The sequence below is a fragment of the Blautia sp. MSK.18.38 genome (assembly GCF_024460535.1).
GTDB classification, from domain to species: domain Bacteria; phylum Bacillota; class Clostridia; order Lachnospirales; family Lachnospiraceae; genus Blautia_A; species Blautia_A fusiformis.
Genome location: NZ_JANFYP010000001.1, coordinates 234,021 through 260,864, shown reverse-complemented (window position 1 = coordinate 260,864; position 26,844 = coordinate 234,021). Strand labels below are relative to the sequence as shown.

Sequence of the window (26,844 nt, the reverse complement as noted above, 5' to 3'; positions counted from 1 at the left end):
CTTATTTGACGGTAAATAACTTAGAAAGTTTATCCATATTTTTCTGTTTCAACTCCATCGATGGATGGACGTAGCGGTTTAGCGTAATGCTGACATTGGCGTGGCCTAGGATCTCACTGAGGCTTTTCACGTCAAATCCTACCTCGATGCACCTGGTAGCAAAGGTGTGGCGGAGCGTATGGAAATGGACATCCCGGATACCGCACCGTTCCACGATTGCTTTGAAACGGTTCTGCATGGTACGCGGCTCAATATAGCTGGTTTTATTTCCAGTCAGCACATATCCCTTCTTTACAGCCTGCTGAACCAATTTTTCACGCAACGCACCTGCTATAGGGATATCTCTGATGGAGCACTGGCTCTTCGGCTTTGAAATCAGAATCGCAGTTTTCCTTTCACTATCCGGTGTCTGTATGCGCTGCATCGTCCTGTGAATATGGATCATATTGTTTTCAAGAGAAATATCATCCCAGGTCAGCGCACACAATTCTCCTACTCTTATCCCTGTAAAAAGACAAAGATAGATTCCCAATCCTGGGAGATTCAATTCCTCTGTAAGTTCAGAAATCAAAATCTGCTGCTCCTGAACGCTCAGTATCCTAAGAGATGCATTTTTTACTTTTACGGATACATCAAGAGCCGTGCAATCCGTTATGTATTTCATTCGGGAAGCATATTTGATGACAGCCTTAGTAAGGGAAAGTGCATCAGCTACCGTCTTTGTAGCAAGCCCACTCTGGTCTTTCCCGCCTGATTCCATTAAATCGTTGCAAAGAGCAGAAATTACCGAATAATCAATTTCGCTCAAGTTTCTATTTCCAAGTCGTGGAACAATGTTGCATTTCAAAATGTTCCTATATTTTATCCAGGTTGATTCCCTTACTGATGATTTAATGGAACATAGCCACATCTCTGACAGTTCAGAGAACAGTGCGTCTTTCATCATAGAAGATGACGGCTTATTTTCTTCCAGGGCGTATTCAGCTCTTTTCAGTATCAGTTTTTTCTTTACCTCAGAGTATGATTTTGAATATACATATCCGTATATCGCCTTTTTACCGTCTCTGCCTTTAACATATCTGCCTTCCCATCTGCCATCTTTTCGTTTATAGATATTTTCGCCTTTTCTTGGCATGAGATCACCTCCACGTATGACTATAACAGTGACGACAAAAAGGATTAATCGACTACAAAAACAAATAGTTTGATATTATGCAGCACACACCAAATGCGACATATTGACAAAATATGAGACAGTGATATAATATATTTTGTAAATCTTGAATAAAAATCATAAACCGCAGAGTTTGATACTCTGCGAAGGTCGGATGGATATATGGAAAATGAACAAATCAAGACAGAATTTAATGAAACTGAAAGAGAACAACTAATCGGTTGTTTAGTAGATGAACTCCCAGTACTACGTACAAAGTTAGGTGTTTCCCAGACAGAAATTGCTGATATGATTGGTGTTTCACGCCAGACATATTCCTCGATAGAAACAAGAAAAAGAAAAATGACATGGAGTATTTATCTATCGCTTATTCTTGTGTTTGATTGTAATTCTAAAACACATGATTATATTCGTGGACGAGGTCTGTTCCCAAAAGAAATTATTATAAGTACTGAAGTTACACCTTTGAATTTGAACAATAGCTTTGCAAAATTAGAGAATAGAACTATACGTTTCGACGAAATGGCAATTCAAAAGATTGAGACAGTTTTTTGTCTGAATATGTTCGTTGCAATAAAACCGAAAAATAAATTTTCATTTAGTTAATATAAGTTTAAAGCTAGATGGTTTTCAATTTAACAAAAATTATCAAACATAAATACTAATATAAATGGCAGGTGATAATTATGACACAGGGATATATTGCTATAGGCTATATGTGTAATCAAAAATGTAGTTTTTGTCCATGCTCGAAAGAAGAAAAAAAATATCCGATTCCATCTTTGGAGGAACTGAAACAAACGATTGAGATCATGATAACTGAAAGTGGAATGGATTCTATTGTTGTATCTGGGGGAGAACCTACTATACATCCTGAATTTTGTGAATTTATTAAATTCCTTTGTGAAAAAAAAATAAATGTTACGGTATTGTCTAATTCCGAAAAGTTTTCACAAACAGATTTTTTGAATAAATTTCTGATAATGGCTGATCCAAGATATGTTGAGATAATTACAACAATTCATAGTCAAGTAGCAGTTGATCATGAGAGAGTAAATGGTTCTGCAGGTAGTTTCGAAAGAAGTATACAAGGATTAAGATGTTTACAATCTAATGGATTCCATGTGACAGTCAAGCATTGCATAACAAAGGAAAATTATAAAGATTTATTTGATTTTTATAACTTTGTCGAAAATACATTTCCACAGGATGTAGATATGCAGATATGTAGTATTGATTATTGTGGATTGGCAGATGACACAAAATATGATTACATGGTGGTTTTTCCAGATTTAGAACCATATTTTGAAAAAATGTTTGATCAGTATATGGCAGATATTGACTCCGGTTCTGTTAGACATTTGTATTGCATAAATATGCCTCTCTGTTCGATGGATCCGTATTACTGGGACTTTGTTGCACCTAAAGCAAAGACCTATGGAAAGTATGCAGCACCTACTAGCACTGGTGAGTCTGATGTTATGGCAGGAGAAGAGAGCTTTTTAGGTACATTTGGAAAAGCTTGTGAAAGATGTAAGGTGGAAATGATTTGTGCTGGAACGTATAGAACAGCATTTAATTATTTCGGTGATAGGATTATAAAACCATACGAATAAGGAGGAAATCTAATGGGATATTTAAAACAGCATTGCTTTACTGTTGATAATGTCAAAGAATTCTTTTTGTCTCCTTATACTTATATAGTTAATACTGAGCAGGCACTTTATATTGGACGAGAAGACGATAGAAGAGAGTTTTGTATTGAAAAACCGTATGATTGTTACGAGGAATTATTTCATAGTTTGTCTGAAGGGATGGATGTAAACGAACTTAAAGCATTTTTTGATGCAAAAATTTCAGATGAGACTTGGGAAGAGTTCTATGAATGGTTGATTGTTGGAGGGATTGTTGAGTAATGTATATACCAGAATTTTTCGGAGAAAGACAAATTGAAAATACGCAATTTAAGCTTAAAGATATGTGGCTTTTTCGAAACGAAAAAAAATGTCTTTTTTTAAATAGATCGGGGCATATTTTAATTACCGACATGGAATTGGGACTTCAGGTTATAAATAACAATTGCACTGAAGATTTGTTGCTCAAACTCTTACAAAGGGGATTTGCCGCTGAAATGGCTGAAGAAAAGTCGGATGAAGAAACAGAGGCGGATGATATCAGACCGATGTTTTTTATGATCGATATGACGAACCGTTGTAATATGAGTTGCAAATACTGTCTTAGGGAAATAAACGATCAGCCAGGCGAAGAATCTATAACATATGAAATGCTACGTAAGATATGTGAATACATTGCTTCATATTGCCGAGATATAGAAGACGATCGTATAACAATTCAGCCTTGGGGTGGTGAGCCACTGCTTGAGAAAGACAAGATATTTTTCATCAAGAATGAATTACAACGATATGGTATAAAACCAACTATCACGATTGAGACAAATGGACTGCTCTTATCTGATGAACTAATTAAAGAACTGCGAGAAAATGAGATTGGTATTAGCGTTAGTATAGATGGAAATGAACAAGTGCATGATTCTCAAAGAGTTCTGGCAAATGGCAGAAAAACCCATCATCTGATAAAAAGAAGAATTCAGAGTTTCCGTGAAATAACAGGCGAAAACGTATCTACAATATCAACAATTACAAGAAATTCACTGGAGCATATAGAAGACATAGTATCATTTCTTGTCAATGAATTACATTTAACACATATTAAGCTGAATTTTGTTCATCGAAGTTGTTTTTGTGATAATGATTCATTGTGCCTGACTTCAGATGAAATTGCCGGTGTGGTGCAGCGGATCTTTGAGTATATTCTGCAACTACATAAAATGAATATAGAAGTGTATGACTATAATGTATGGATAAAGAGTATGAATTTGTTGACTGCCAAAAAATTAGATGTGTGTTTGTCTAATGGATGTAATGGTGGTAGAAGAATGATTACAATTGACAGGCATGGAGATATTTACCCTTGTGATGTGACAGACTTTCCGGAAGAGAAAATGGGAAATGTCTCCGATGACAAAAAATTGATACAGTTGATAAAAGATGCAATCAAACAAAATGAATATTTCAAGCCGAAAATCAGTGATGATTGCCAAATTTGTCCTTGGAGATATTATTGCATGGGTGGATGTACAGTGCATATGAAATGTGCTGGCATAAAGCAGAATGTAGATGATATTGAATGTTCTGTTAATCGGACTCTTTATCCTAAATTAGTTGAATTAATACTGGATGATCCAGAGCTGATGAATAGAATAGTTGGTTATGATTTTTTGGAGGTCTAAGATGGGTTTAGATATTGAGAATGATGCAGGAATTTTAAAGCATTATAATGTTACGAATGTAGAAAAATCACCATGCTTTATTGAAAATACCACTTCGAACAGTAAAATTATCATTTTTCAAAATAAAATAGCCATAATAACTTTTTGTGAGATGCTGGATGGTGAGTTTGCTGAATGGATAGAGGTGATGAGATATAGACATTCATATAAAACACATATGTATATAATTTCTAATAAAATGAGATTAGAAAATAATGAATTTGTTCGTTATTGTTCTACTCTTACTAAGGAAAGTTGCCGTACACTTGATAATTTCGATTATTACTCATTTGCTGGAATTTCTATGCATACATGGAAGCCATGGGTAAGTTCATCGCGGTTGTATGACTTTTCAATTGAAGAAACTGATTCTTTGGTTATTGTTACATTCTTTCGTAATGAAGCATATGGGGATTGGGAATATAGCAATGGATATCGCAAAGTTGAAAACATTATTTCAATCAATAAAGATTACATTAATAATCCAGTAGATAAGGACATAAGGTGCTGTATTGATCATAAATGGATAATAATTGAAGAAAATAATCCTTATTGAGAAAATGATGTATCTCATGGCGCATATGTGATAAGAATCTACATTTATCGTTAGATGTAGTTTGAAGAATAGTAATAGTGGAGGAACGATGATGACAAGTAATCTCAATGAGAATAACATTTGGAAAAAACGTTTTTCTGTGGGAATAGCAATAGAAACAACATTGTCTGATTTTGAAGGTATGTTAGAAAACTATGGAAGATATATTGATAATTTCTATTGTTCTCTTCCGCTCGGAGATAAGTTTCATGGAAGAACTCATGTGGCAAATCAGTTTAAAAATCCCGAGAATATTCAGAAATTCTGGGAAATTGCAAAGATGATAAACAAATCTGATGTGGGTTTTGAAATTGTATTTAATACAGACAAGCTTACTAAAGAAGATTTTTATATGTGTCGTAATGAGCTTGAAAAGCATGGGGTAACTGTTGATAAGATTGCAATTTTAGATAAATATTACGAACTAGTTAGTGCGATTTTTCCGAATGCAAAGCTAGTTAATAGTGTGAATAATATGCCAAATACGTTAGATGGAATCAGACAGATATCTCATAAATACGATGAGATCGTAATTGGTCGTCAATTTATACGCAATATCGATGCCTTTCGCATTGTCACCGAAGAATTAGGCTCAGATTGTGTCCTTTTAGTGAATAATGGATGTTCACATATTTGTGGTGGTTGTCGATCGTTTGATTACTGCAATGATTGTTATGAAAAAGAGAAAAAAAGGACTTCTGCAGAGTATCTCTATGCATTGCAAAGCATTCTGCCTTATGAAATTAGTGAAGAATACTTTGATACAAGCGCTGTTAAATTGTTTAAACTCAGTACAAGAAATGCAGATACAGAATTCATTTGCAAATGTATCGATAGTTACATTCATGATAACGGGAAAGGATATGTAGATAAAAGTCCACATCATTATTTGATGTGGTCGAGACTTATGTGGCATCAGGATCATTTTGATTCCTTTGATTATGAAAGAATCCGCAGTATAAAGCAGGAAATATGTAAAAAACAGTAAAAAGTATAAACATAGCAATCGCAAGAGAGCTGTTTTTATAAATAAAATAGAAAGGAGATAGACGCAATGCAGAAAATTGAAATCTTCTCAAAGAAGCTCAATAAGAATGTTGTTGTAAAAAAACAGTCCGCAAATACTGTAGCAATGGGCTGGAGCAACGGCGGCTGGAGCAAGAGTGGCGGTTGGAAGAGACCTCAGATGTAATCATATAGGGCCAATCATAGCTACTTAAAACCATTAAGGTAGAGGATGGAATTGGTTTTTGATTCCATCCTCTATTCGTTTTAATTTATTATATTAAAGGGGAATAATATGGTTCTTGGAATAATGATATCAAAACAGTGTAATTTTCATTGTGGACATTGCATGGTGAACAGTTCTCATAAATATTCCTGGATGGAAGACGGTGTATTAAATAAATTCTATGAGTTAGTAGAATACAATAGACCGGATGATGTGTATATTCTCGGCGGAGAACCGTTTTTACATATAGAAAAAATAGAAGAAATGGTAAGCATAATCAAAAAAAACTGTGATAGAATTACGGTTTTTACAAATGGAAGTTTTTTGCTCAATGATGATATTTCAGAACGCGTAAAGAATCTGGGCATAATTGTTCGAGTTAGTGATGACCGTTATCATCGCAAGTTCTGGACTGATAAACTAAAAGAAAGAATAGAACAGTCAGGGTATTGGATTGTAAGCAAAGATGAGTGTGAAGAGATGATTCCGGTAGGAAGAGCATATGAAGAGTTTAAGCACTTAAAATATAATATGGGATGTTCTTTATTAACTGGCAGATATGATAGAGATTTTTATCCGAATGCTGAACGTTATATGGTAATGATGGACGGAAGTGTAAATTTATATTGTGCTACAATTGAAGCTTCACTCGCAAATGTATTTGAAGATGAAAACATAACTTATGAGTTGTTGGTTGAGAGAGAAAAAGTGTTTCATAATTATTTGTTTAGAGAAGTAATACATTGCCAAGAGGATACTTACATGGGAAAGATGTGTAATCTTTGCCAGAAATATAAAATAACAGACGAAGAAATTTTATTTGAGAATGAGCATGTGGCTTATACTTCAGATTATAGGTGATATATGAATAAAGAACTTCTTTTTGATGATGATATAGTGTTTTTTCACAATCAATATTACAAATCATCTGTATGGAAAAAAATGACGAAACAGATGCCTGAAAAAGGTATTTTTCCATCCTTGAGAGGAGAAAGTGTAGAAGGTGTCAATTTCGATGAATATAGAATACATATGAAAAAACTGGATGTTGAGGATCAATACAGTAGTGGAAGATGTTGGATATATGCAACATGCCATTTCCTTCGACAAGAATATTATAAAAAATATCAGATGGATTTGCTTTTATCGCAAGAATATTTAGCTTTCTATGATCTTTTGGAGAAGTCAAATTGTTTTATAAACTATATCATAGACCATATTTCAGATTCAATTGATGATAGAATATTTTTGATGCTACTTAAACACCCAATACAGGACGCAGGTCAGTGGGATTACATTGTAAATATTCTGGACAAATATGGAGTGGCACCACAAAACTATATGATGAAAAATAGTCAGTCAAAAAATACTGGCGATATGATTGCAGTATTAAGCAATATGCTTCGTATTACTGCAAGTAATATAAAAAAGGAATATGTTTTAAAAAATAAAAAAGCGGATTTCAATTTCATAAAAAAGAATGAAATGAGCAAAATCTATAGTTTTTTATGTGCTGCAATGGGTGAACCACCAGAATCTATAGAGATTTATGTTGGATCCGATGCGCAACAAAAAGAAAAGATGACACCGAGGGAGTTTTATCATACTTTTTTTCCATCAGAGAGAATTAAGACTATGATTCCTATTACAAGTTTATCAGGGTTAGAAATGCAAGCCGACCATGCATATGAGATTGAAGGTTTGAAAAACATGGTTGAGGGAAGGAGTGTTCGGTACTTAAACTTAGGAAGAAGAGAATTTAAGCGTCTAATCCTTGATCAGCTTCAGCATAATATGCCTGTTTGGTTTGGTTGCGATTCTAGGTATGGTGTAGATAAGAAAAAAGGAGTTCTTGATTTAAATTTTTATGATATGAATCAAATAGGAATACAATTTCCTGACAGAGAAGAAAGCCTTTTATATCATATTTCAGAACTTACTCATGCTATGCTTTTTGAAGGGGTAAGATTTGATTCGAAAGGAAGATTATCTGGTTGGCTCGTTAAAAATTCTTATGGTCCAGAAAAGGGGAATAATGGATATTTGGATATGAAAGATCGTTGGTTTGATCAATATGTATATGAAGCAGTAATAGATAGAAGTTTACTGTCTGATAACCAAATAAGAATCTATAAATCGGATCCGGTTTTATTGCCACGATGGCATCCAATCGGAACACTCGCAGATTAAAATTGTTAATAATATATGAAGGTGATTGTAAATGAAATGGCTAGCAAATCATAAAAAAATAATGCTGATTATTACAGAAAGCTGTAATCTTCGTTGCAAGTATTGCTATGAAAAAAATAAAAACGGAAAAAGTATGAGTTTTGAAACTGCAAAAAGAATTATTGATCATGCATATTTAGACATGAGTGGATATGAGAGTATGGTCATAGAATTACATGGTGGAGAACCATTTATTAATTTTCCGTTGATGAAGAAAATTGATGATTATGTGATTGAGAATTACAATCATATTCCTGTTTTATTCCGGGCAATTACAAACGGTACTCTGGTACATGGAGAAATCCAGGATTGGCTGAAAGATAGAGTGGATCGATACGAACTAATGTTGAGCATCGATGGAAAGCAGGATCAGAACGATGAAAACAGAAAACTAATAAATGGTGAGGGAAGTTTCAAAAAAATTGATATTGATTTTTTTAAGCAGACCTGGAAACATTGTCCAGTCAGTATGACAATTAATGAAAAGACAATTGCTCATCTTGCAGAGGGAACAATATGGCTTCAAGAGCAAGGGTTCGATGTTTGCAATGCATTTGAATGGGCAACAGACTGGAATTTGGAAAAAAGCATTCCTCTCTTAGACAGAGAACTTGATAAACTCATTGAATACTATTCAGAACAGCCACAGGAAAGAGTTTGTCTTTTACTGAGGTATCATTTACAGGATTTTTTCCTTCCGTTAGATGGCTCATTTCGATATTGTCTGGAAATAGACGATCCGTTAGAGTGTTATGATGCGTCGGGGAAATATGCACCTTGTCATGGGTTTACTGAATTTACAATGGGTTCCGAAGCAAAAGCAGCTGAGTACAAAAAAATGAAAACCAGTGATTTTGTGTTTACAGAAGAAAACATATGTTATGGATGCAAGTTGATTCGTTTTTGTAGAATTTGTTTTGCTGCAAATCATATGTTAACTGGTAATATGCAAAAGCAAAGTCCAGAAATTTGTATTTTTAACCGAATGTGTCTCAAAGCAGGCGTTCAAATTCAAATGAATAGAAGTAAATTGCTTGATTATGATAGCGCGTATATCATGCAGTTAAATGAGGCGGCACATGCCATTGATAAATACCTTGAAGAAATGGGGGATGGTGAATAATGAATGTTGCAATCATTACATGGGGGGATGAAAGTCGCATCCTATATGACTTACTTCATCGAAATGGATATAACATAGTATGCATTATTGAGGATAATAACTGTAAATGGGATTTAAGATATAAAGAGGCTCCTATTGTTTCATCTGGAAAAGGAGCTGTTATGTTTGAAGCTGGTAGTATAGAAAAGTTTATTGTACCTTCTTTGGACGAACAGCTGAATTATAGAGCTGAAAAAATGATATCTGCATATGGAATTGATTTGGACAATTTATTATATGCGCCAATTGAAACATTAAAAGGCGAACTGTCAGATGGTGAAAAAATAGCTAAAATCTGTCTTTATACAGAAAGAACAGAACTTGAAACCATGGAGATTCATGCTGCAGAGCATTGTAATCTGAATTGTAAGAACTGTTCGATGTTTTGCGGTTTGGTAGAAACATGCGATTTTCCTTGTTATCAGGAATTCGAAGAGGGAATCAAACAGTTGAAAAACTTTTTTCCTCATATTAAGAAGTTTCGCATTATCGGAGGAGAACCACTGTTGAATCCAGAATTGGATAAATATATTCGCTTAATCAGAAATGTTTATCCATATACAGACATTCGTTTAATTTCAAACGGAATACTTGTGACAAAAATGAGTGACCAACTGATACAGACGATTATCGATAATGATGTTACATTTATTGTGACTCAGTATATTTCTTTAAAGCACTCTATTGATGAAATCAATCGTTTTCTATCCAAAACAGGTATACGTTATATTGTGACAGAAGCTGTCCTGGAGTTTCAGAAAATTTACAATGCATTAGGAGATTCCGATATTGACGAAAACTTTTATCGCTGTCATTGGAAAGGCAGCTGTGCAACTATGTATGGTACTAAGATTGCAACTTGTTATGTACCATTTGTGATACATTATCTTTCGGATAAATTTAATCTTGCAATAGAAGAAACAGGGAAGATTGATTTAATGGAAGAGGGATTAACAGCACAGGAAATCATAAAAAGAATGCACACACCTTTTGATATGTGCCGCTATTGTGCACCTAAGGGGAATTGGACTGAATGGGAGCGTTTACCGGATAAGAATAATACAACTATTCAGGACTGGAGCATATGAAATCAGATGTATGTATATTGCATGAAATAAAGAATTCTCTTCAAGAAAAAAAGCAGACAATCTTACAATTGTTAGATGATATGAATTATCGAATTAATGAAGTTTGGTCAAAGCAAGAAAGAGAATATATTGATGCATGCTTCGCATATGAACGTTATCTTGCCGAACTCAAGATCAAGCCAGACAGAAAAGAAACTTTGATTAGAATTGAAGATGAAGCAACAAAGTATGTAAGAGTATTGCTCGGTGAGGATGAAAAAAAAACACTAGATGAAATGATGAAAATAGTGTATGCACGTGCTGATGCTAATCTGAAGCAAATCAAACAATTTAAAGAAGAATTACTTAGGGCAATGAAACCGTATGCCTATCATGTTAATTCGATAAGTGGATTATCAGAATTGAAAGCATCTGTACAGAAAGAGAATATGTACTGTAATGAGGTGGTTGATGGTGTGTTTTCAGTAAGCGATTATGATCAACTAATTCTCTATATCGGCCGTGCTGTTGCAGGTGGAATGCATGTTATGAAAAATGGAAATATATGCATCTATTCGCGGAATCCAGTTCAATCAGTAGAAGAAGAAATAGTTGTATTAAAGAAAGATATTTATTTGTATAGGGTATCTTTGGATGAATTTGAACCAGTAATTGATTATGTCTTAAACAATGGAAGAGCAGAAATATTTTTCGGGCATGAATGGATTTCGCGAAAGAATAAAGTTTCGTGTGATGGCATTTCCCTACGGGCAGTATCTATAAATGACTGGACTAAGCATCAATTTTATTATAATACGGGTGTAGTTGATGAAATCACTCTCGGAGAGACATATCTCAAAAAAATGGATGCTAATTGTTTGAATGAAGTATTGCTGTCGTTGGTATTAAGTGGAAAAATTGTAAGAATCTAGCTAGTTGTCAAGGAGTAAAAGCCATGAAAGAATTATCTTCAGAAAAAAATGCAAAATATCAGAAGATATACAAGAAAAATTTAAAAAAATACAAAAATAGTAAAGTCGAACTAGATTTTTTGGAAGTGTGGGTTGGAAAAACTTGTAATCTGAGGTGCCGCGACTGTCTGCACATGATTCCATATATCAAGCAGAAAAAATTAGAAGTGTCGAGATTAATTAGTGATTGTAAAAGGCTTCTGGAACTATGTAGCATAAATTACTTTTCTATTGCAGGCGGAGAACCATTTTGTTGCAAAAACCTATTTGAGTTGATAGATTTTGTGACTGAATCTGCAGATATTAAAGATGGAAAAATTGTTACTAATGGAACGGTTGTTCCGGAAGAGCGGACGATAGACGCATTGCGACGGATGAAAGGTAAATTAGAGATTAGAGTGGATGTCTATCCTGGACAGGCGGATAAGACGGCTAAATTCATAAAGATTCTGGAAGAAAATGAAATCCGAAACCATATACAGTTTTACCGAGGGGATAAGAAATCAAACTGGAAGCATGTTTCCAGTCCAATGCAGATGAAAATCTGTGAATCAATGTCGGAAATGATTTATAGTGATTGTACTGTCAGACATTGTTACACTATGTGTGATGGAGAATTAACAGCATGTCCTAGGGGAATAACAACTGAAGAGGTGTTTTCTCTTGAAAAGAACCCATTTGAACACGTTAATATACGTGAATTGAAAAATGATGTAGAGGCTAGGGCAAGAATTGCAACATGTTTTGAAGATTCTTTATATAAAGATTATTGTAAATATTGTCTAGGACTTACAGCATTTAATCCATATTATGTGGTTCCGGGAGTACAGGTAAAGAGCAATGAATATGAAAAATTTGAAATATAGAAAACTATTTCTTGAAAATCTAATTAAATATCGAAATAGAAAGGTAAAACTATCTTTTTTAGAGGTATGGGTAGGTCAAACTTGTACATTAAAGTGTAGAGACTGTTGCCATATGATTCCTTACATCAAACCGTCTATATATGATGTGGATTCTTTAATCGAGGATTGCAAAATACTATTTGAATTGTGTGATGTTGATTTCTTTTCAATATTAGGAGGTGAACCATTTACTAATCCTGATTTATATAAACTTATTGATTTTGTTGCAGAATCAAAAAATATTAAAGATGGAAAACTAATCACGAATGGTACGATCATGCCGAATGATATGATGATGAATTCACTGAGAAAACTTAATAATAAACTTGATGTTAGAATTGATGTTTATCCAGGGCGAGAGACTCGTGCACAAGAGTTTTATGATAAGTTAACAACAGCGGGAATAAGATGTACATTGCTTCGACATAGTGTGTTTGAAGAAATGAGATGGAAAAAATTGAGTGGTCCCAACCAGAAAATCATTCCTTGTAGAACTTCAGAGATGATTTACACTGAATGTGCTTTGAAATCTTGTCATACTCTGAGTAATGGGGAACTCACTGTGTGTCCACGGGGAATTACAACAAAAGAAGTATACGGTGTGGAAAAAAATCCATGGGAGCACATAGACATAAAGAAAATTGGAACTGGGGTTTGTGCAAAAGCGAAAATTGCAACTGCAATATCAACGAAAGTATATAAGGATTATTGCAGATACTGCATGGGTATTGCAGAAATGAACCCATATTCTATACCGCCGGGAATACAAATTGGAAGCCAAGGGGAAATATTGCAATGAATCAGTTTAAAAATAAATTTTTCGAACATATATTTAATGGGCAAAGTAAATCTGTTGGTGAGGAATTTTATCTTGAAGTTCGAGATAAGTATTATCCTCATCTGACGGAAATATCCCAATGTTCGGCAGAGCATTTATTAAGTGAGATAAAAAGAACCTCTACATACAATTTGTTTATAGAAGAAATGAACCTTTTAGTTAATTCCTTGCTTTATAAAAGCCAAGTGCATGGTGAAAAACATATAAGTAGAGTATGTATTTTTGCTTACTATCTGGCTTGTATAAAAGAGTTTCCTTTGGAAATAATCCGCGATGTTCTAGAAATTGCCAAATACCATGATATAGGGAGAATAAACGATGGGGAAGATGAAAATCATGGTTTACGAGGAGCAATACTATATAGTCAATATTTCAGAAACACTTCAGAAAAAAGTAATGTATATGGGGCAATCATTACTGCTCATTCACTCAGGGATGAGGCATTTGAGAAAGTATGGCTGGAATGGACAAATTCAATGGATAATATTAATTATGGGAAAATGTTGCTTGGTATTATAAAGGATGCCGATGCATTAGATAGGTTCCGTTTACGTGATTGTTCGCTGAGAACAGAATTTCTTCATAATAAAGAATCGCTGTATTTGGTGCGTGCAGCGTATGAATTATATCATTTATATGATTAAAGGGGGGCTAAGCTTGTATCAGTTTGAATTTCATAACCCTGTCCGTGTGTTTTTTGGTAAGGATGAATTATGTCACCTTCCTACCGTAATCAAACAGTATGGCGAGAAAGTATTGGTACTGTATAGTGATTCTTTTCGTAGAAATTCAAGTTATTACGATGAAATCATAAACATTTTGAATAGTGAAGATGTAGAAACAATAGAATGTTGTGGGATAATGGCAAATCCACGTGCTTATGTTGTTGATCGGATTGCTCAGTTGTGTAGAAAATCAAAGATTAAATTGTTACTTGCGATGGGTGGAGGTTCCGTTATGGATTGCGCCAAGGCAGTATCTGCAATAGCTTGTACTGAGGAAACCTGTGAAGATTTACTGAATAGAGAGGTCAGGATAGAAAATGTTTTGCCAGTCGTCACAATACCAACAACTTTGTCTACAGGATCTGAAATGAATTGTGGTGGGCTTATTTCTATTCCTGAAAAAAAAGCAAAAATCAGTTTTGGTCATTCCTTATTGTACCCGAAAGCTTCCTTTATTGTTCCAGAGTTTACTTACACACAGGATATTAAATATACATTGGCTGGTTGTGCAGATATTATTTTTCATATAATGGAGAATACATATTTTACTAGAGGCACCAAAATGCAGATGAATATTGAAGTTATGGAGTGCTTGATGCGAAATGTCATAAGGTATTCTCTTGTTTTAAAAAAGTCTCCAATGGATTATGAGGCTAGAGCTAATTTGTGTTGGATTGCATCCTGGGCGTTGAATGGTTTTTTGGAAAATGGAACAGGACGAACACCGATTTGTCATGCAATAGAACATGAAGTGTCGGGATATTATGATATACCACATTCCTTTGGTATGGCGGTTATAGTGCCTAAATGGTTGAGGCACATTATATGTAATGAGACGATAGATGCAATTTGTAGATTTGGAAGTGAAGTTTTTGGGCTAGACATATCAGTTGATAGTAATGGTGCACTAGCAACTGTGAAACACTTAGAAACTTATCTATACGAACAAATGGAACTGCAAAAGACTTTCTCATGCTTTTCAAATGATATTGAGACCACAATTAGTGAGATGGCATATCATATATGCGGGAAATGTGAATTGACTGGAATAAAGAATATTAGAAGTCACGATATTATAAGTATTTTGAGAGAATGCTGTATGAAAATAAGTGAAGGGTAGTAAGTAAAGAGTAGATTTTGCATTAATATTTGGATTTTTAAGAAAGGATATCACCTATGGATACGTATGTAATTAAACGAAGAGGCACCGTTATGTAGGTACCTCTTCGTTTTAAAGAGTTGGCTCTTTTCCTGATACAGGAATTTGCATCTCCGGAGCACTGAGCAGTGCTGTAAAATTTTGTCTAATGATATCCAGTGTCTTTTGCTTTTTCTGCAGTTCCTGTTTTTCTCGGACCGTAGCAACCTGTTCAGATTCAAGATTTTCTATCCTCTTCTGGATTTTATTAGAGCTTGGGATTTTGGTAACACCGAGATCCTGAAGCTCTTTTTTTAGTGAATCGTGGAGCTGGTATTCTGCCTGATGTTTGGTCCGGTATGCTTTTGGATTTTTGGCAGATTTGCAATCTTCAATCACTTTACGACAAAGCCGGTAAGAATCACAGTGTTTTTGAATGATTTTCTGCGTGCTCAGTTCACTGTTGATTTGTACTATTCTCTGCTCAGCCGATTTAACAGAAGCATCAACATCAGAAAGATGCTGTTGGAAATCTTCATAATTTAGCAGGTTATTTTCGGAAAGATAGTTGAAGGTACGAGCAGCCTCTTTCAGATTATTGAGTTTTGCCCATCGTTCAAATCCTTCTCGATTGCCGGTCGTAACATACGTGGAGATATTGATATATAGGCGAGCTTCTCTGGACAAATGCTTTGGAGTTTTCACTTTGCTACGGTTTTTAGCCAGACGGATACGGACATTTTCTTCACTATAATAACTTCCAAGAGATTTCATATAAGTGAAATTCTTCTGCTCCGGTGCACGGAAGGATAGATGTTTTCCCTGTCGAACTTCATATCCGGCTAACTGCATTTTTTGTAGAAATTCCTCATAGTTGATGGAAGTCCAGATTGCCTTATCAACTGCGACACGTAGCTTGGCTTTCCAACTCGTGCCACGATGATATTCCATGTTCTCTTTATAGCTTTTTCCTTTTTCTCCAGTTGGCATACTGGTGGCAAGTCCATTTTCATAGCAGACACGATTACTGATCCGACAGATTTTATGGTAGCTCCGCTTATTGGAAACATACTTATGATGATCAACAAAACTTGCTGCATTAAAGATGATGTGGTTATGGATATGGTTTTTGTCAACATGAGTGCTGATCACGTATTCATATTTTCTTTTCAGTACTTCATCTGCAAATTGTTGTCCTAAGCGATGGGCGGTTTCTGCATCTGTTTCACCAGGCTTAAAAGACTGGATCAGATGAAATGCCAGGTTATCGCCTTTATCCATTCCGTTCTTTTTTGCATGTTCTCTTGTCATGGCAAATTCCAGATCAGCTGTTTCAGGAGAACAGCCAAAACTGGAAACAAGCAGTTTTTCATCAGTTTTATCTGGATTCGTGATATAGTCCAGAGCTTTCTTGTCTGTTACTTTAATGGGGAAGATCTTAATATACGCCATAGTTCTTTCACCATCTCTTTCAGTTCTTGCATTTCTTCCGGATATAGATCTCCGGTGGTATTCACCTTCTTCGCAATCTGGTTGATATTTACGCCAATCTTGTGCATTTCCTCATACTGTTTCTTCAGCGGAGTGGTATCGGTGTTGACGATGTAACCGTCGATTGCCATTTTACGCAGATAAGCTCCCATGTTTTTGGTCTTTGATTCTATCATCTTTCTGCGGATAAGCTTCCGTTCTTCTTCGGTGACATAAAAATGGATTTCTTTGTTTCGCTTTCTTTCAGCCATTGGCGTGTTCTCCTTTCTGCGAGGGCAGTAGTATCGTTGCTTTCAGCGCTTTTTCAATTTAGGGCAGGGTACCCTAAATTGGGATTTTTCGGAAGTGTATCCTCACTTCCTGTCCTTGCTATTTACCGGTGGCACAGCCGCCGGAAGAGAGTCTTAAAAAAAGATCCCTCTATAAATAAGGTACTGAGAGAAGAAAAAGAGGACATCGAAGCTCAGAAGTATGACGCAGGCCTGATTCTGTGGTATAGTAAAATCTGAATGAGAAAGAAGAAAAGAGGTCAAACCGATGTCACGGAAAAACCATAAGATGATAGATGGGAGACTACTGCAAACGAATAAGAAGTACTCCCAGTTAAAAATGAAACAGAAAGAAAAGATTGCGGAATGGATGTTTCAGGCAACCAGAGATTATTATATGAAAAAATACACTTTTCCGAATGACAAACATTTGGAAGAAGTAGTGGATACTGTCTATGAAAAAATCGAAGATGCTGAAATTTGGATTCCATATGGAGAGGTCTTTAAGCATTATAAATCCAAACGATCGGATATCAACAAACGTGTCAGAAAATCTCTGAATGAAAAAGAAGAGAGTCGGATTGAGAAGGTCTGTTTTATGAATATGTGTATGATTCAGGATGATAAAGGAAACGTACTGGCTCTGGATAAAGTGGATGATAGCTATACCGGTACGACTTTCCCAGGTGGTCACGTAGAAGCGAATGAGATTTTTCAGAAATCTATGATTCGTGAAGTTTGGGAAGAAACAGGACTTACGATTGAAGCACCGAAGCTTGGAGGATTGTATCATTGGCATAAGAGTGGTGTGCACTATGTCATTACCCTGTATAAAGCGGATAAGTTTACCGGAGAATTGAAGAGTTCTGAGGAAGGAAGCGTTTATTGGATTCCGCTGGAAGAGTTAAAAACAAGAGAACTTGCTACAGGTATGGAACACGTTTTGCAGATTCTGGAATCAGAGCAGGTGGATGAGTGCTATATGCATTTGGAAGCGGATGGATATGTGGGAGATTTGTATTAAAGAATTACATGAGAAATGGCTGCCGGATCATTGGAGAAAAGACAGCCATTCTTTATAAGATATATCATTTATTTATTCTGTTTTTTGCTGTTCGCTTTTGGAAGTGAAATTAATATATTTGGCACGTTGTAAAATTGAAATAACTGCATCAATGCTTTCTGGATTGGAAAAGCTCATGATAAAAGGTTCTTCTTTAAATTCCATGGGTTCGAACCCAGGATTCTGATCTGGATTCTTGAGTATATGGATGGGACGTGCACTCTGATTATAAAATGCCAGTTGTGCGGAATCTATAGTGTTTCCGATGACACCAATGCCTACATCCCCTTTTCCAAAATCTATTCTACGTTTATTTAAGTTGATCATTTTCAAAAATCTCCTTTTTCAAAAAATAGCATATTTAGTAATTTTCTATAATTCCCGAAGTAGGGATATCTTTTAAAAAGTCACTGTTGGAAGTAATCGGAGAATCTACAATCTGAACGCCGCTACGTTTCATCATTCGGAATTTGAAATCAAGAAGTTCCGGTGGAACTTTCAGTTCAGCTGCAGCCTGGAAAAAGGACATATCAGCGTTAAGCATTTCCAGGACATCTTCATCTTCCAGAAGATAATCAGCGGAAAAGCAATTCGCTTCATATTCACATTGTGACACTCCATCGAATAATTCAAAATCATGAAAACACTTGATCTGAAGGGTTTGCTGATGAAGGAGTGCGTGCCCAATCTCGTGGATCAGGATAATCTGTTGTATGATTTCCGGCAGATCGCTGTTAATGACGATGCAGGTCTTTCGACATTCCCGCATACAGAAGCCTTTACAACAGTTTGGATCAGTTCCAAGAGGAAGCTTCTTAACAATAATATGCATAGCAGCTGCAAGACGATACGGATCACTTTCCTGATATTTTGCTTTTACTTTATTAACAGTGTCTCTTATATATTTTGAACTCATAAAAACACCTCGATATTTCATAAGATAGTTTGCTGCAAGTATAGAGTAGCAAAAGTGCTGTACGAAAATACGGACATCTATGAATCACTTTCCGTTTCAGTGTTTTTCTTTTTCCGTCCAAATGTCTTTTTAGCTTCCATCTTACAGGAAAGATATGCTTTGGTTACAGCCTGATAGAAAGCATCTTTTGCTTCTTCGTCAAGTTCGCCACCAGCGAAAAGAGCACGGTTAGCTTCGAGAATCTCATTGATGTCTCTGGCTCCTTTTTCACCAAGCTGTCCATTGACTTCATCAATATAATCCATTTTTTCAATTCCATAAGAAGGATCTGTGATCTCATCATGTTTTAAATAATCGTAAGAGACATTTAATGCATGAGCGAGTTTTCTCATAGTAGAGATTCGTGCGATAGTGCCGGAACTTTCATAAGCTGCAATCGCACGCTGGGATACGCCGACCAGTTCTGCAAGTTCTTTCTGTGTCAGATGATTCTGTTCTCGTTGAAATTTAATCTTGTCTGAAAAATTCATAGTGGGATCCTTTCCAAGTTTTTGAAATCGTAACTTCATCAACTTTATAAAAACTATTGACAGAGTTCATTATCACGTATAAAATACAAACAAATGTTCGTGAAGTTAGTAGAAATTATAATTCAAAAACTTCACAAAGTCAATATGAAGCAAAGAACTTTTATTATGATTTTTAAGACTGGTAGGTGAATGTTATGAGCAGGACAATTCTCCATTCAGATATGAATTGTTTTTATGCAAGTGTCGAGATGCTGCATTATCCAGAACTTGCCGGGAAGCCGATGGCAGTCGGTGGTGATCCGGAGGCAAGACATGGAATTGTGCTGACTGCGAATTATATTGCAAAGCGAGCCGGAGTAAAAACAGGTATGGCATTGTGGCAGGCAAGGCAGGTTTGCCCGGAAATAATTTTTGTACCACCTCGCATGGATCTTTATTTGAGGTTTTCCAGAATGGCACAGGAGATTTACAGTGAATACACGGATCAGAGAGAACCATTTGGGATTGATGAAAGCTGGCTGGATGTGACTGCCAGTACTTCTATCAAGGGAGACGGAATGAAGATTGCGAAAGAAATCAGCAGACGGATTAAATATGAACTGGGCGTTACTGTAAGTATTGGTGTTTCCTGGAATAAGATATTTGCAAAGCTCGGTTCTGATTATAAAAAGCCAGATGCCATCACAGAGTTTTCCAAAGACAATTACAAGGATATTGCATGGAAACTTCCAGTAGGAGACTTACTCATGGTAGGACGAAGCACTGAACGGACGATGAAGAAACTAGGCATTTGTACAATCGGAGATCTGGCAGGAGCAGAACCTTCTATATTAGAAACATATCTTGGAAAGATGGGATTGGTACTTCATACCTTTGCAAATGGATGGGATGAGACTCCAGTTTCAGTAGAAGGATATAAAGCACCCATCAAGTCTATCGGGAACAGCACAACAACACCAAGAGATCTTGTTAGTGAATTGGATGTGAAGATTATTTTGATGGCGCTTTCAGAAAGTGTAGGAGCCAGGCTTCGTGAAAATGGTTTTCAGTGCAGGACAGTAGAAATCTCGATTCGGGATAATGGACTGTATCATTTCACGAGACAGTGCAAGTTGGACAGGGCAAGTAACCTTACAGAAGAAATTGTCAGAACAGCATTTGAGTTATTTCAGAAAAATTATAACTGGGAACATCCGATTCGTAGTCTTGGTGTTCGAGGATGTGATCTGGTGTCGGAAGAGATGCCTTATCAGCTTGATTTATTTATGGATGAAACGAAAAGAGAAAAAATCAAAAAAATGGACCAGGTGGTAGATGAGATCCGTGGAAGATTCGGTTATCAGAGTATTCAGAGAGCATTTATGTATCAAGATAAGATACTGGCACAGCTGAATGCTAAGGAACACACAGTTCATCCACAAGCATATTTTCATGGATAGGAGAGAGCAGGTGTTTTGTAATGACAGCTAAAGTGTATGTAGATGTCCTGGCGGTATTCAGCCGGGAAGGAGAATTGATCCCTACAGCGTTTGTCTGGGAAGATGGACGTAAGTATGCGATTGATAAGGTTTCAAAACCGGAACGTTGTGCCAGTCGAAAAGCTGGCGGAACCGGATATCGTTATACATGTCAGGTGGGCGGGAAAATCTGTCATCTGACCTATGAAGAAAATTATAAATGGTTTATGGAACGTAAATAACGGCGTCCTAAAAGGGAGCCCTGAATCAGGGCCCCTTTGGAGAGATAGATATTCGATGAGAACATCAGCAGTCGGGGATACATCCTTTCCCGTGAGAACCGATTGCTTTCAAGAGATCATACAGTTGCCGGTCAGCCAGAAATAGAAGTTATCCCACAGCGGATATTTCTGCGGAATCTGCATGAAGAGATGTTAGGACAGTGACAGACTGTGAATGGAATAAACAATACAATGATTGGTCTGGCTGCGGAAGCGGTCGGGAAGGAGGACAATTATGCAGAACTTGTTTGGAGTATTAGATGAAGTGGAACAGGTAACAGATGAAATGTATAAAAATGCGGAAATGTTACTGGATTTATATCGGAAGGTAAAGTTTCGTGTGTATAGAAATCTTGAGGAAATAGATGAAGAACTTTATATAGAGGATAGAAAGAATCTAACTCTATTATTGAACAACATACTTGATTTTGATTCCACAATAGAAAAGAGGAGAATTCAAGAACGACTTGCATCAAATAATTTCAATTTGTGTTTACTCGAAATAATGGAAGATGCACTGCTAATTGTAAAAAGATACCCGGATGATGGAGAATTATTTTATCGGCTATTGCGATACAGGTACTTTGATTCGTTCAAGAATACGAATGAAGATGTTATGATGATGCTAGAAGATATGCCATATACAACATACTACAGAAAGAGGAAAAAAGCCATTCGTTTGTATGCAGCGATGCTTTGGGGAGTAGCCAGAAAGGCACAGGCACAATAATGTGCCTGTTACCGTTTATTGGTAATCATCATGCTCAATGTCTTTCGGATTTTGCATTCGTCGGGCTATTCGGTGAGCATCTTCATCACGACCAATGATGATTTGGTTTTGAGAGTAACTGTGGTGGCGTAATTTAATGAGCGTCTTTTTTGCATCATATTCACTAAGATATCCAGATTCTTTGGTAATTAAGGTTTCGTTAAAAAAATAGATTTCTCTTTTACGAGGAGCAAGCAAATCTTTATAATTATCCCAGAATTTTTTGATATCAGTATCAGTTGCCGCAAGTCGCTCAAGTTCTCGTTCATCCAATAAGTAATTGTATGGGTTTGTATTAAGTAATCCGCGAATTAAGTCATCTTGTGAATCGTCAGGTCTTTCGTGAAAAAGAACTATTTTTTGGAAAAATGGACCATTATCATGCTCTGATGATTCTGTTATCATACCACCAATCCTAAAATACAAGGGACCATTTATAAACACTTGATGATTGAAAAAAATGTAGTAGAAACGTCCGTCCTGATCGACAAAGTCCAAATATATATTATGATTCAGTGTAGATTCCATTGGAAAGCAAGTACAGCGTTTGACTTTTATTTCGTCAGGTTTTTGAAACTGATGAACAAGTTGTTTGTATTCAAAATAAGCTTTTGAGCCATTGTCGGGATCAATATTAAAGGTAATTGTACCTTTGATTAAATCTTCCCTTTTCTTCAGGGAGTAAGGATATGGTGTGTTAAATGAAGAATCAGTTCCGGAGATTTTGAAAAAATAACAATGAAATTTTCCATTATAACTGGTATCCAATAACAACTGTTGATGTGGTGTTTGCTTATAACTGTTACTTGTGGAGAAAGAAGACTGATCAGGAAAAGCTAATATTTCGCCTGGATCACATCCCCACCAATCGCACATTGCGAGAACAGCGGAAATATCAATTTTTTGAATACCGTCACTATTGGAAAAAAAGTTCTGTATAGTTGTTTGGCTTGTGTAGACATGGTAGTTTTCTTTTAAATAATTATGGATTGCACCAGGTCCAAGTATATTTTTATCTGAACGTGTTTTACAATATTCTTCTCGCTTCTGCTTTAATCTTTGACGTATTGCATTTATATGTTTCTGACGAATATCGGTGGTTTGGGAATTATTTTTTTGTGGCTGATTCATTATTATGCACCTCCATGAAATACCTTATAATAAAACTATATACCTGATACAGGAATAAAACAATACCTTGAATAAGGTATAAAAATAAATGAACATGTTCTGGAATAGGGTATGTATTCGTGATACACTATAAATATCAAAGGGGCCCCATGAAAGTGTCTTAGGATAATAAGGAGGTACGATCATGGAAGAAATGTTACGCAAGACCAAAGTATTACTAAAATCTTACCAGATGGCGAAATTTGCAGTGATGGTTAGAACACAGGAAGTGGAAGATGAACTTTTTGACAGTGATATGAAGTCTATAGAAAATCTTATTGATTCTGTTTTGGGAGAAGATTTAATGCTCAATGGAAAATATCTTGAAAATAAATTGGTTGAAGTGCGTGCTACAGCCACGTTGCTACATAGAATGGAGCTGTGTTTACAATGGCTTCGCAAATATCCAGGGAAAGGTGCGATATATTATGACATGCTATATCAGTTTTACTTTTCGGGGTTCAATAATGGACACAAGGTGGTTGCGGAAATGTTTGATATGTCAAGAACCACTTACTATAGATATTTTAAGGAAGCAGAAATTACATATTCTAAATTATTATGGACTAATAATCTTACAGAGGGAAGTGAAACATAAGTGAAACCGTATTGGTACTAAAATGGAAGATAAATGAAAGAGTGCTGGTACTGACTTGAAAAAATCAATATGCTAAACTTGATATGCTGAGAGAAATAGACCTTCGCAGACAGTTGTTTGCGGAGGTTTTTCTTTTCTCAAATATTTAGGCGTATGGCTGTGCCCGGAAGGGTATGGCCTTTTTTTATGCCCAAAATGAGGTTACATATTTGTTATGTTGTTTCGTTTTCGGCATAAATGCCGGAAGGGAAAGGCATATCGAAATGCAGGCAAAAGGCTGGCACTATGCCAGATATCCATGACCTTCGATTTGTTGCAAATCAATTTAATCGACAAATCGGAGGAACAATCATGGAAGAAAGAGAATATACATTTTATGACAGATACCAGAAAGTGAAATATGACAACGTGACAGCAGAGGAACTGGAAGTTCTCAATACTTCTTACAATAAGGAACATTATATGTTTCATCAGCAGCATCGGAGAAATAATACCGTATTATTCTGTGGGTTACAGTCGGAAATCAGTAGTGCAACGGATTTTATTGCTGACAGAGATCAGAATATTGTAGCTGATATTACAAATGAGATCTTTTTCAAGGAGCTGTTCAGTGTTCTGACAGAGAATGAAAAGAAAATCGTGAGTGATTATTTCATCATGGGAAAACAGCTGAAAGAAACAGCAGAAGAACTTGGAATCAGCACCCGCCAGGTAAGCAGGAACAAGAACAGTGCTTTAGCAAAAATGTTGAAGAGAATGAAAGCAGCTGGCTATGAATCTTATGCGGAAGCGGCTGGTGATTTTCTGCAGGAAAATGATTATATCCCAACACTGATGGAGACACAAAATTCTATTATGAAAAGACGCTCAGGAGAAGTGAGATTGCCGTCTGATCATAATGGCAATAAATAAACGTAATTGAATATCAAATTATCAAAAGGGGCACTGGAGAAATCCAATGCCCTACTTTAATTTCAGTATATCATTCGGTGTGCAATCCAGAAATTCACAGAGTTTTGCAAGAATTGAGAAATCAATTCTGGACACTTTATTTTTACAGTAGTTGTTAAGCTGTGTACGCTGTAAATTGCAGGCTTCACATAGCTTATTTTTGCTGATATTCTTTTCTTTAAGCAGATTTTCCAAATCCATATATACAATCATAACGACACCTCGTCTTTTCCTAAAATTATAAATACAACTGTATTGAAAAATAAGCTGTTCCGTCATACACTTGTATTATGATACAGGGGAGGGCGAAGGAGAAGAAAGATGAAAAAAAGGTGGTTTATCTATTTGATAATCGGTATAATAATGATTACAGGTGGTTGTCTGGGATATTTGCAGTTTGGAAGAGATATGGATGTGTATGGTTCCTATGCAATGACAGCGGACAATTACCATGAAGAGCGTTTGACAGTAGTGCTAAATAAACTGTATGTGGCGGATCAGAAAGCCTGTGCAGAAAAAATTGTAAAATGCTGCAGGGAAAATTCATTTAAAAGCGTGCGGTTCAGCTATGACCAGTCGATTCCGAATGTGTTATATGTGATTGTGTATGCCTCAAAGCGGCAGGCAGAGAAGGGAAAGCAGATGTTTGCATTTTCTTACTTGCCGGAGGAGAGTGATGGAACGTATAATATTATAGACAATCCAGAGGAATTTATACTGGAGATAGAAGAATAGGATAAGGGATATCTGGTTATTATAAATCAATAAAAGACTTACTAAAGTAAAGATGAAAGTATATTGACAAATCGAGGTTTTTATCATATTATAATTATACAAGAAGTTGGTGCTTATGATATACTGGCTATATTAAAAGAATCAACACTTGTGTTGGGTGTGCCACTACCGAGGACGTTGAAATGTGGAACGATATAGGTTGGTGTGCTGCTACCAAAGGCGTTGAAATGCAGAACTATATAGGTTGGTGTACCACTACCAAAGGCGTTGAAGTGTGGAACGATAAAGGAAGCGACAGCTTCCTATTTTTTTTAGGGGATACATATGAATTTTGATAAAGTACAATTCGTTTACATTGATGTAGACTATATGGAATATTTAAATGGAATAGATTCTGAAATCTTTTTCAATAAAGAAGATGAAAATTATAGATTGAAACCTCACCTGGGGATTTTATTGAACAATGACGGAATGAAGTATGTAATTCCATTAACATCTGCAAAAGAAAAACATAAGGGATGGGCAGATGTGACTGCTAATTGGTATAGAGTTTATGAAGTTATAGACATCAAAAAGGATCCAGTAGATAGAGATGATATTATTGTTGAAGTGAAAAATCAGGAAATTTTGAGAAAAATAGAGCCTGAAGATCAGAGAAATGCAAGACAACGTATACTTTCAGTATTGGATATGAGAAAAATGTTTCCGGTAGATAATACCGTATACACAGAAGTGAAATTTAATATCAGCAGTAGTGGATCAAGGAGTGATAATCAAAGAACATTTCTTATGATTAAGGAATATAACTTTTTAAAAGAGATAGCAGATGATATTGCAAAAAAAGCAACAAAAATATATGAAAAACAGATTAGAAAGAATAAAGTTCTTCCTTACCATTGCGATTATCGAAAACTTGAACAGGCACTTGGCGAATATAAAAAAGATGAAAAATAGATTGACATTTTGTAGTAATCAGTAGTAAACTATACTTGTGGAAGGGAAGTGATATGTTTGGCAAGAAAAACACCAAAAGATGGTAAAGAAGAAAACATACGAGTACGGGTGACTCCGGAGCAAAAGCAGAGGCTTGTCGAGTATGCAGAGCGACATTATCAGAGTATGAGTGGTGTTGTGTGTCAGGCATTGGATCTCCTCTACGCAAGAGAAGAACAACAAAATAACAAAGAGTAGAATGGAGTTATTTTGGAGTTTATCTCTTCACGAACGGTA

At 35.8% G+C, this 26,844-nt stretch carries 33 protein-coding genes; 25 read left to right on the top strand and 8 right to left on the bottom strand.

Annotated elements, in window-relative coordinates; genetic code table 11:
* Position 1: 1 nt before the first annotated feature.
* Positions 2 to 1,135, bottom strand: a complete 1,134-nt coding sequence (locus tag NE638_RS01380; RefSeq protein WP_173745686.1) for a tyrosine-type recombinase/integrase — start codon at positions 1,133 to 1,135, stop codon at positions 2 to 4.
* A 201-nt stretch (positions 1,136 to 1,336) separates the two neighbouring features.
* On the opposite strand from NE638_RS01380, the gene NE638_RS01375 reads away from it, so the two are divergent.
* From NE638_RS01375 to NE638_RS01300, 16 genes are all read left to right on the top strand, one after another.
* Entirely contained in the window at positions 1,337 to 1,780 is a 444-nt protein-coding gene (locus NE638_RS01375; protein WP_173745685.1) for a helix-turn-helix transcriptional regulator, read from the top strand.
* An 80-nt stretch (positions 1,781 to 1,860) separates the two neighbouring features.
* On the top strand, positions 1,861 to 2,790 hold the full coding sequence (locus tag NE638_RS01370; protein WP_173745684.1) for a radical SAM protein: 930 nt from the start codon (positions 1,861 to 1,863) through the stop codon (positions 2,788 to 2,790).
* Positions 2,791 to 2,802: 12 nt separating this feature from the next.
* A complete protein-coding gene (locus NE638_RS01365; protein ID WP_173745683.1) occupies positions 2,803 to 3,090 on the top strand; it encodes a hypothetical protein in 288 nt (95 codons plus the stop codon).
* On the top strand, positions 3,090 to 4,484 hold the full coding sequence (locus tag NE638_RS01360) for a radical SAM/SPASM domain-containing protein (RefSeq protein ID WP_173745682.1): 1,395 nt from the start codon (positions 3,090 to 3,092) through the stop codon (positions 4,482 to 4,484). The genes NE638_RS01365 and NE638_RS01360 overlap by 1 nt, the downstream gene beginning before the upstream one ends.
* 1 nt (position 4,485) lies before the next feature.
* Complete coding sequence (locus NE638_RS01355; RefSeq protein WP_173745681.1) at positions 4,486 to 5,079, top strand: hypothetical protein; 594 nt, start codon at positions 4,486 to 4,488, stop codon at positions 5,077 to 5,079.
* Positions 5,080 to 5,167: 88 nt separating this feature from the next.
* The gene (locus NE638_RS01350; RefSeq protein ID WP_173745680.1) at positions 5,168 to 6,106 is read left to right on the top strand and encodes a hypothetical protein; all 939 of its coding nucleotides are present in this window, start codon (positions 5,168 to 5,170) and stop codon (positions 6,104 to 6,106) included.
* A gap of 66 nt (positions 6,107 to 6,172) precedes the next feature.
* Positions 6,173 to 6,310, top strand: a complete 138-nt coding sequence (locus NE638_RS01345) for a hypothetical protein (RefSeq protein WP_173745679.1) — start codon at positions 6,173 to 6,175, stop codon at positions 6,308 to 6,310.
* A gap of 108 nt (positions 6,311 to 6,418) precedes the next feature.
* On the top strand, positions 6,419 to 7,210 hold the full coding sequence (locus NE638_RS01340) for a radical SAM protein (protein ID WP_173745678.1): 792 nt from the start codon (positions 6,419 to 6,421) through the stop codon (positions 7,208 to 7,210).
* A 3-nt stretch (positions 7,211 to 7,213) separates the two neighbouring features.
* Entirely contained in the window at positions 7,214 to 8,539 is a 1,326-nt protein-coding gene (locus tag NE638_RS01335; protein WP_173745677.1) for an aminopeptidase C, read from the top strand.
* A gap of 31 nt (positions 8,540 to 8,570) precedes the next feature.
* Positions 8,571 to 9,701 (top strand): radical SAM protein, encoded by a 1,131-nt coding sequence (locus NE638_RS01330; protein WP_173745676.1) that lies wholly within the window; start codon positions 8,571 to 8,573, stop codon positions 9,699 to 9,701.
* Positions 9,701 to 10,828, top strand: a complete 1,128-nt coding sequence (locus NE638_RS01325) for a radical SAM protein (RefSeq protein WP_173745675.1) — start codon at positions 9,701 to 9,703, stop codon at positions 10,826 to 10,828. The genes NE638_RS01330 and NE638_RS01325 overlap by 1 nt, the downstream gene beginning before the upstream one ends.
* Complete coding sequence (locus NE638_RS01320; RefSeq protein ID WP_173745674.1) at positions 10,825 to 11,739, top strand: hypothetical protein; 915 nt, start codon at positions 10,825 to 10,827, stop codon at positions 11,737 to 11,739. Before NE638_RS01325 ends, NE638_RS01320 begins: the two co-directional genes overlap by 4 nt.
* A gap of 23 nt (positions 11,740 to 11,762) precedes the next feature.
* On the top strand, positions 11,763 to 12,644 hold the full coding sequence (locus NE638_RS01315) for a 4Fe-4S cluster-binding domain-containing protein (protein WP_173745673.1): 882 nt from the start codon (positions 11,763 to 11,765) through the stop codon (positions 12,642 to 12,644).
* Positions 12,625 to 13,482: a radical SAM protein gene (locus NE638_RS01310; protein WP_173745672.1), complete on the top strand. Its 858-nt coding sequence runs from the start codon at positions 12,625 to 12,627 to the stop codon at positions 13,480 to 13,482. Before NE638_RS01315 ends, NE638_RS01310 begins: the two co-directional genes overlap by 20 nt.
* Complete coding sequence (locus NE638_RS01305; protein ID WP_173745671.1) at positions 13,479 to 14,165, top strand: hypothetical protein; 687 nt, start codon at positions 13,479 to 13,481, stop codon at positions 14,163 to 14,165. Before NE638_RS01310 ends, NE638_RS01305 begins: the two co-directional genes overlap by 4 nt.
* 13 nt (positions 14,166 to 14,178) lie before the next feature.
* The gene (locus tag NE638_RS01300; RefSeq protein WP_173745670.1) at positions 14,179 to 15,366 is read left to right on the top strand and encodes an iron-containing alcohol dehydrogenase; all 1,188 of its coding nucleotides are present in this window, start codon (positions 14,179 to 14,181) and stop codon (positions 15,364 to 15,366) included.
* A 111-nt stretch (positions 15,367 to 15,477) separates the two neighbouring features.
* Here NE638_RS01300 and NE638_RS01295 read toward each other — a convergent pair whose 3' ends face one another.
* The gene (locus tag NE638_RS01295) at positions 15,478 to 16,836 is read right to left on the bottom strand and encodes a relaxase/mobilization nuclease domain-containing protein (RefSeq protein ID WP_173745669.1); all 1,359 of its coding nucleotides are present in this window, start codon (positions 16,834 to 16,836) and stop codon (positions 15,478 to 15,480) included.
* Positions 16,803 to 17,126, bottom strand: a complete 324-nt coding sequence (locus NE638_RS01290) for a MobC family plasmid mobilization relaxosome protein (RefSeq protein ID WP_161286424.1) — start codon at positions 17,124 to 17,126, stop codon at positions 16,803 to 16,805. The genes NE638_RS01295 and NE638_RS01290 overlap by 34 nt, the downstream gene beginning before the upstream one ends.
* A gap of 286 nt (positions 17,127 to 17,412) precedes the next feature.
* On the opposite strand from NE638_RS01290, the gene NE638_RS01285 reads away from it, so the two are divergent.
* On the top strand, positions 17,413 to 18,168 hold the full coding sequence (locus NE638_RS01285; protein WP_173745668.1) for an 8-oxo-dGTP diphosphatase: 756 nt from the start codon (positions 17,413 to 17,415) through the stop codon (positions 18,166 to 18,168).
* A 72-nt stretch (positions 18,169 to 18,240) separates the two neighbouring features.
* Here the strand turns inward: NE638_RS01285 and NE638_RS01280 are convergent, their stop codons facing one another.
* The 3 genes from NE638_RS01280 to NE638_RS01270 all read right to left on the bottom strand — a co-directional run bounded on the left by NE638_RS01280 (position 18,241) and on the right by NE638_RS01270 (position 19,653).
* The gene (locus NE638_RS01280) at positions 18,241 to 18,534 is read right to left on the bottom strand and encodes a hypothetical protein (RefSeq protein ID WP_173745667.1); all 294 of its coding nucleotides are present in this window, start codon (positions 18,532 to 18,534) and stop codon (positions 18,241 to 18,243) included.
* Between the two features lie 34 nt (positions 18,535 to 18,568).
* Positions 18,569 to 19,123, bottom strand: a complete 555-nt coding sequence (locus tag NE638_RS01275; RefSeq protein WP_173745666.1) for an ImmA/IrrE family metallo-endopeptidase — start codon at positions 19,121 to 19,123, stop codon at positions 18,569 to 18,571.
* 77 nt (positions 19,124 to 19,200) lie between these two features.
* Positions 19,201 to 19,653: a helix-turn-helix domain-containing protein gene (locus tag NE638_RS01270; RefSeq protein ID WP_055299425.1), complete on the bottom strand. Its 453-nt coding sequence runs from the start codon at positions 19,651 to 19,653 to the stop codon at positions 19,201 to 19,203.
* A gap of 194 nt (positions 19,654 to 19,847) precedes the next feature.
* Between NE638_RS01270 and dinB the strand changes: the two genes are divergently transcribed.
* The 3 genes from dinB (at position 19,848) to NE638_RS01255 (ending at position 22,121) form a co-directional block, all read left to right on the top strand.
* Entirely contained in the window at positions 19,848 to 21,092 is a 1,245-nt protein-coding gene (gene dinB / locus NE638_RS01265) for a DNA polymerase IV (RefSeq protein WP_173745665.1), read from the top strand.
* 20 nt (positions 21,093 to 21,112) lie between these two features.
* The gene (locus NE638_RS01260; protein WP_026650126.1) at positions 21,113 to 21,352 is read left to right on the top strand and encodes a hypothetical protein; all 240 of its coding nucleotides are present in this window, start codon (positions 21,113 to 21,115) and stop codon (positions 21,350 to 21,352) included.
* Positions 21,353 to 21,626: 274 nt separating this feature from the next.
* The gene (locus tag NE638_RS01255) at positions 21,627 to 22,121 is read left to right on the top strand and encodes a hypothetical protein (protein WP_055299421.1); all 495 of its coding nucleotides are present in this window, start codon (positions 21,627 to 21,629) and stop codon (positions 22,119 to 22,121) included.
* 15 nt (positions 22,122 to 22,136) lie between these two features.
* Here the strand turns inward: NE638_RS01255 and NE638_RS01250 are convergent, their stop codons facing one another.
* On the bottom strand, positions 22,137 to 23,291 hold the full coding sequence (locus NE638_RS01250; protein ID WP_173745664.1) for a hypothetical protein: 1,155 nt from the start codon (positions 23,289 to 23,291) through the stop codon (positions 22,137 to 22,139).
* Positions 23,292 to 23,475: 184 nt separating this feature from the next.
* Here NE638_RS01250 and NE638_RS01245 point away from each other — a divergent pair, with 184 nt between their 5' ends.
* Positions 23,476 to 23,928: a hypothetical protein gene (locus tag NE638_RS01245; RefSeq protein ID WP_055299417.1), complete on the top strand. Its 453-nt coding sequence runs from the start codon at positions 23,476 to 23,478 to the stop codon at positions 23,926 to 23,928.
* Positions 23,929 to 24,279: 351 nt separating this feature from the next.
* The gene (locus NE638_RS01240; RefSeq protein ID WP_173745663.1) at positions 24,280 to 24,840 is read left to right on the top strand and encodes a sigma factor-like helix-turn-helix DNA-binding protein; all 561 of its coding nucleotides are present in this window, start codon (positions 24,280 to 24,282) and stop codon (positions 24,838 to 24,840) included.
* A 51-nt stretch (positions 24,841 to 24,891) separates the two neighbouring features.
* Here the strand turns inward: NE638_RS01240 and NE638_RS01235 are convergent, their stop codons facing one another.
* Positions 24,892 to 25,092 carry a helix-turn-helix domain-containing protein gene (locus NE638_RS01235; RefSeq protein WP_055264806.1) on the bottom strand — a complete coding sequence of 67 codons (201 nt, stop codon included), beginning with the start codon at positions 25,090 to 25,092 and terminating at the stop codon, positions 24,892 to 24,894.
* A 108-nt stretch (positions 25,093 to 25,200) separates the two neighbouring features.
* Here NE638_RS01235 and NE638_RS01230 point away from each other — a divergent pair, with 108 nt between their 5' ends.
* The 3 genes from NE638_RS01230 to NE638_RS01220 all read left to right on the top strand — a co-directional run bounded on the left by NE638_RS01230 (position 25,201) and on the right by NE638_RS01220 (position 26,805).
* A complete protein-coding gene (locus tag NE638_RS01230) occupies positions 25,201 to 25,614 on the top strand; it encodes a hypothetical protein (protein WP_173745662.1) in 414 nt (137 codons plus the stop codon).
* Between the two features lie 324 nt (positions 25,615 to 25,938).
* Positions 25,939 to 26,568 carry a type III toxin-antitoxin system ToxN/AbiQ family toxin gene (locus NE638_RS01225; protein ID WP_173745661.1) on the top strand — a complete coding sequence of 210 codons (630 nt, stop codon included), beginning with the start codon at positions 25,939 to 25,941 and terminating at the stop codon, positions 26,566 to 26,568.
* 57 nt (positions 26,569 to 26,625) lie between these two features.
* Positions 26,626 to 26,805, top strand: coding sequence for a hypothetical protein (locus tag NE638_RS01220; protein ID WP_028086473.1), 180 nt, complete (start codon positions 26,626 to 26,628; stop codon positions 26,803 to 26,805).
* The last annotated feature ends 39 nt before the right edge of the window (positions 26,806 to 26,844 follow it).

What these genes read in the sequence shown, in the direction of transcription:
- NE638_RS01380 (WP_173745686.1), bottom strand. Translation starts at nt 1,135, where the DNA reads ATGCCAAGAAAAGGCGAAAATATCTATAAACGAAAAGATGGCAGATGG.
- NE638_RS01375 (WP_173745685.1), top strand. Translation starts at nt 1,337, where the DNA reads ATGGAAAATGAACAAATCAAGACAGAATTTAATGAAACTGAAAGAGAA.
- NE638_RS01370 (WP_173745684.1), top strand. Translation starts at nt 1,861, where the DNA reads ATGACACAGGGATATATTGCTATAGGCTATATGTGTAATCAAAAATGT.
- NE638_RS01365 (WP_173745683.1), top strand. Translation starts at nt 2,803, where the DNA reads ATGGGATATTTAAAACAGCATTGCTTTACTGTTGATAATGTCAAAGAA.
- NE638_RS01360 (WP_173745682.1), top strand. Translation starts at nt 3,090, where the DNA reads ATGTATATACCAGAATTTTTCGGAGAAAGACAAATTGAAAATACGCAA.
- NE638_RS01355 (WP_173745681.1), top strand. Translation starts at nt 4,486, where the DNA reads ATGGGTTTAGATATTGAGAATGATGCAGGAATTTTAAAGCATTATAAT.
- NE638_RS01350 (WP_173745680.1), top strand. Translation starts at nt 5,168, where the DNA reads ATGATGACAAGTAATCTCAATGAGAATAACATTTGGAAAAAACGTTTT.
- NE638_RS01345 (WP_173745679.1), top strand. Translation starts at nt 6,173, where the DNA reads ATGCAGAAAATTGAAATCTTCTCAAAGAAGCTCAATAAGAATGTTGTT.
- NE638_RS01340 (WP_173745678.1), top strand. Translation starts at nt 6,419, where the DNA reads ATGGTTCTTGGAATAATGATATCAAAACAGTGTAATTTTCATTGTGGA.
- NE638_RS01335 (WP_173745677.1), top strand. Translation starts at nt 7,214, where the DNA reads ATGAATAAAGAACTTCTTTTTGATGATGATATAGTGTTTTTTCACAAT.
- NE638_RS01330 (WP_173745676.1), top strand. Translation starts at nt 8,571, where the DNA reads ATGAAATGGCTAGCAAATCATAAAAAAATAATGCTGATTATTACAGAA.
- NE638_RS01325 (WP_173745675.1), top strand. Translation starts at nt 9,701, where the DNA reads ATGAATGTTGCAATCATTACATGGGGGGATGAAAGTCGCATCCTATAT.
- NE638_RS01320 (WP_173745674.1), top strand. Translation starts at nt 10,825, where the DNA reads ATGAAATCAGATGTATGTATATTGCATGAAATAAAGAATTCTCTTCAA.
- NE638_RS01315 (WP_173745673.1), top strand. Translation starts at nt 11,763, where the DNA reads ATGAAAGAATTATCTTCAGAAAAAAATGCAAAATATCAGAAGATATAC.
- NE638_RS01310 (WP_173745672.1), top strand. Translation starts at nt 12,625, where the DNA reads ATGAAAAATTTGAAATATAGAAAACTATTTCTTGAAAATCTAATTAAA.
- NE638_RS01305 (WP_173745671.1), top strand. Translation starts at nt 13,479, where the DNA reads ATGAATCAGTTTAAAAATAAATTTTTCGAACATATATTTAATGGGCAA.
- NE638_RS01295 (WP_173745669.1), bottom strand. Translation starts at nt 16,836, where the DNA reads ATGGCGTATATTAAGATCTTCCCCATTAAAGTAACAGACAAGAAAGCT.
- NE638_RS01290 (WP_161286424.1), bottom strand. Translation starts at nt 17,126, where the DNA reads ATGGCTGAAAGAAAGCGAAACAAAGAAATCCATTTTTATGTCACCGAA.
- NE638_RS01285 (WP_173745668.1), top strand. Translation starts at nt 17,413, where the DNA reads ATGTCACGGAAAAACCATAAGATGATAGATGGGAGACTACTGCAAACG.
- NE638_RS01280 (WP_173745667.1), bottom strand. Translation starts at nt 18,534, where the DNA reads ATGATCAACTTAAATAAACGTAGAATAGATTTTGGAAAAGGGGATGTA.
- NE638_RS01275 (WP_173745666.1), bottom strand. Translation starts at nt 19,123, where the DNA reads ATGAGTTCAAAATATATAAGAGACACTGTTAATAAAGTAAAAGCAAAA.
- NE638_RS01270 (WP_055299425.1), bottom strand. Translation starts at nt 19,653, where the DNA reads ATGAATTTTTCAGACAAGATTAAATTTCAACGAGAACAGAATCATCTG.
- dinB (WP_173745665.1), top strand. Translation starts at nt 19,848, where the DNA reads ATGAGCAGGACAATTCTCCATTCAGATATGAATTGTTTTTATGCAAGT.
- NE638_RS01260 (WP_026650126.1), top strand. Translation starts at nt 21,113, where the DNA reads ATGACAGCTAAAGTGTATGTAGATGTCCTGGCGGTATTCAGCCGGGAA.
- NE638_RS01255 (WP_055299421.1), top strand. Translation starts at nt 21,627, where the DNA reads ATGCAGAACTTGTTTGGAGTATTAGATGAAGTGGAACAGGTAACAGAT.
- NE638_RS01250 (WP_173745664.1), bottom strand. Translation starts at nt 23,291, where the DNA reads ATGAATCAGCCACAAAAAAATAATTCCCAAACCACCGATATTCGTCAG.
- NE638_RS01245 (WP_055299417.1), top strand. Translation starts at nt 23,476, where the DNA reads ATGGAAGAAATGTTACGCAAGACCAAAGTATTACTAAAATCTTACCAG.
- NE638_RS01240 (WP_173745663.1), top strand. Translation starts at nt 24,280, where the DNA reads ATGGAAGAAAGAGAATATACATTTTATGACAGATACCAGAAAGTGAAA.
- NE638_RS01235 (WP_055264806.1), bottom strand. Translation starts at nt 25,092, where the DNA reads ATGATTGTATATATGGATTTGGAAAATCTGCTTAAAGAAAAGAATATC.
- NE638_RS01230 (WP_173745662.1), top strand. Translation starts at nt 25,201, where the DNA reads ATGAAAAAAAGGTGGTTTATCTATTTGATAATCGGTATAATAATGATT.
- NE638_RS01225 (WP_173745661.1), top strand. Translation starts at nt 25,939, where the DNA reads ATGAATTTTGATAAAGTACAATTCGTTTACATTGATGTAGACTATATG.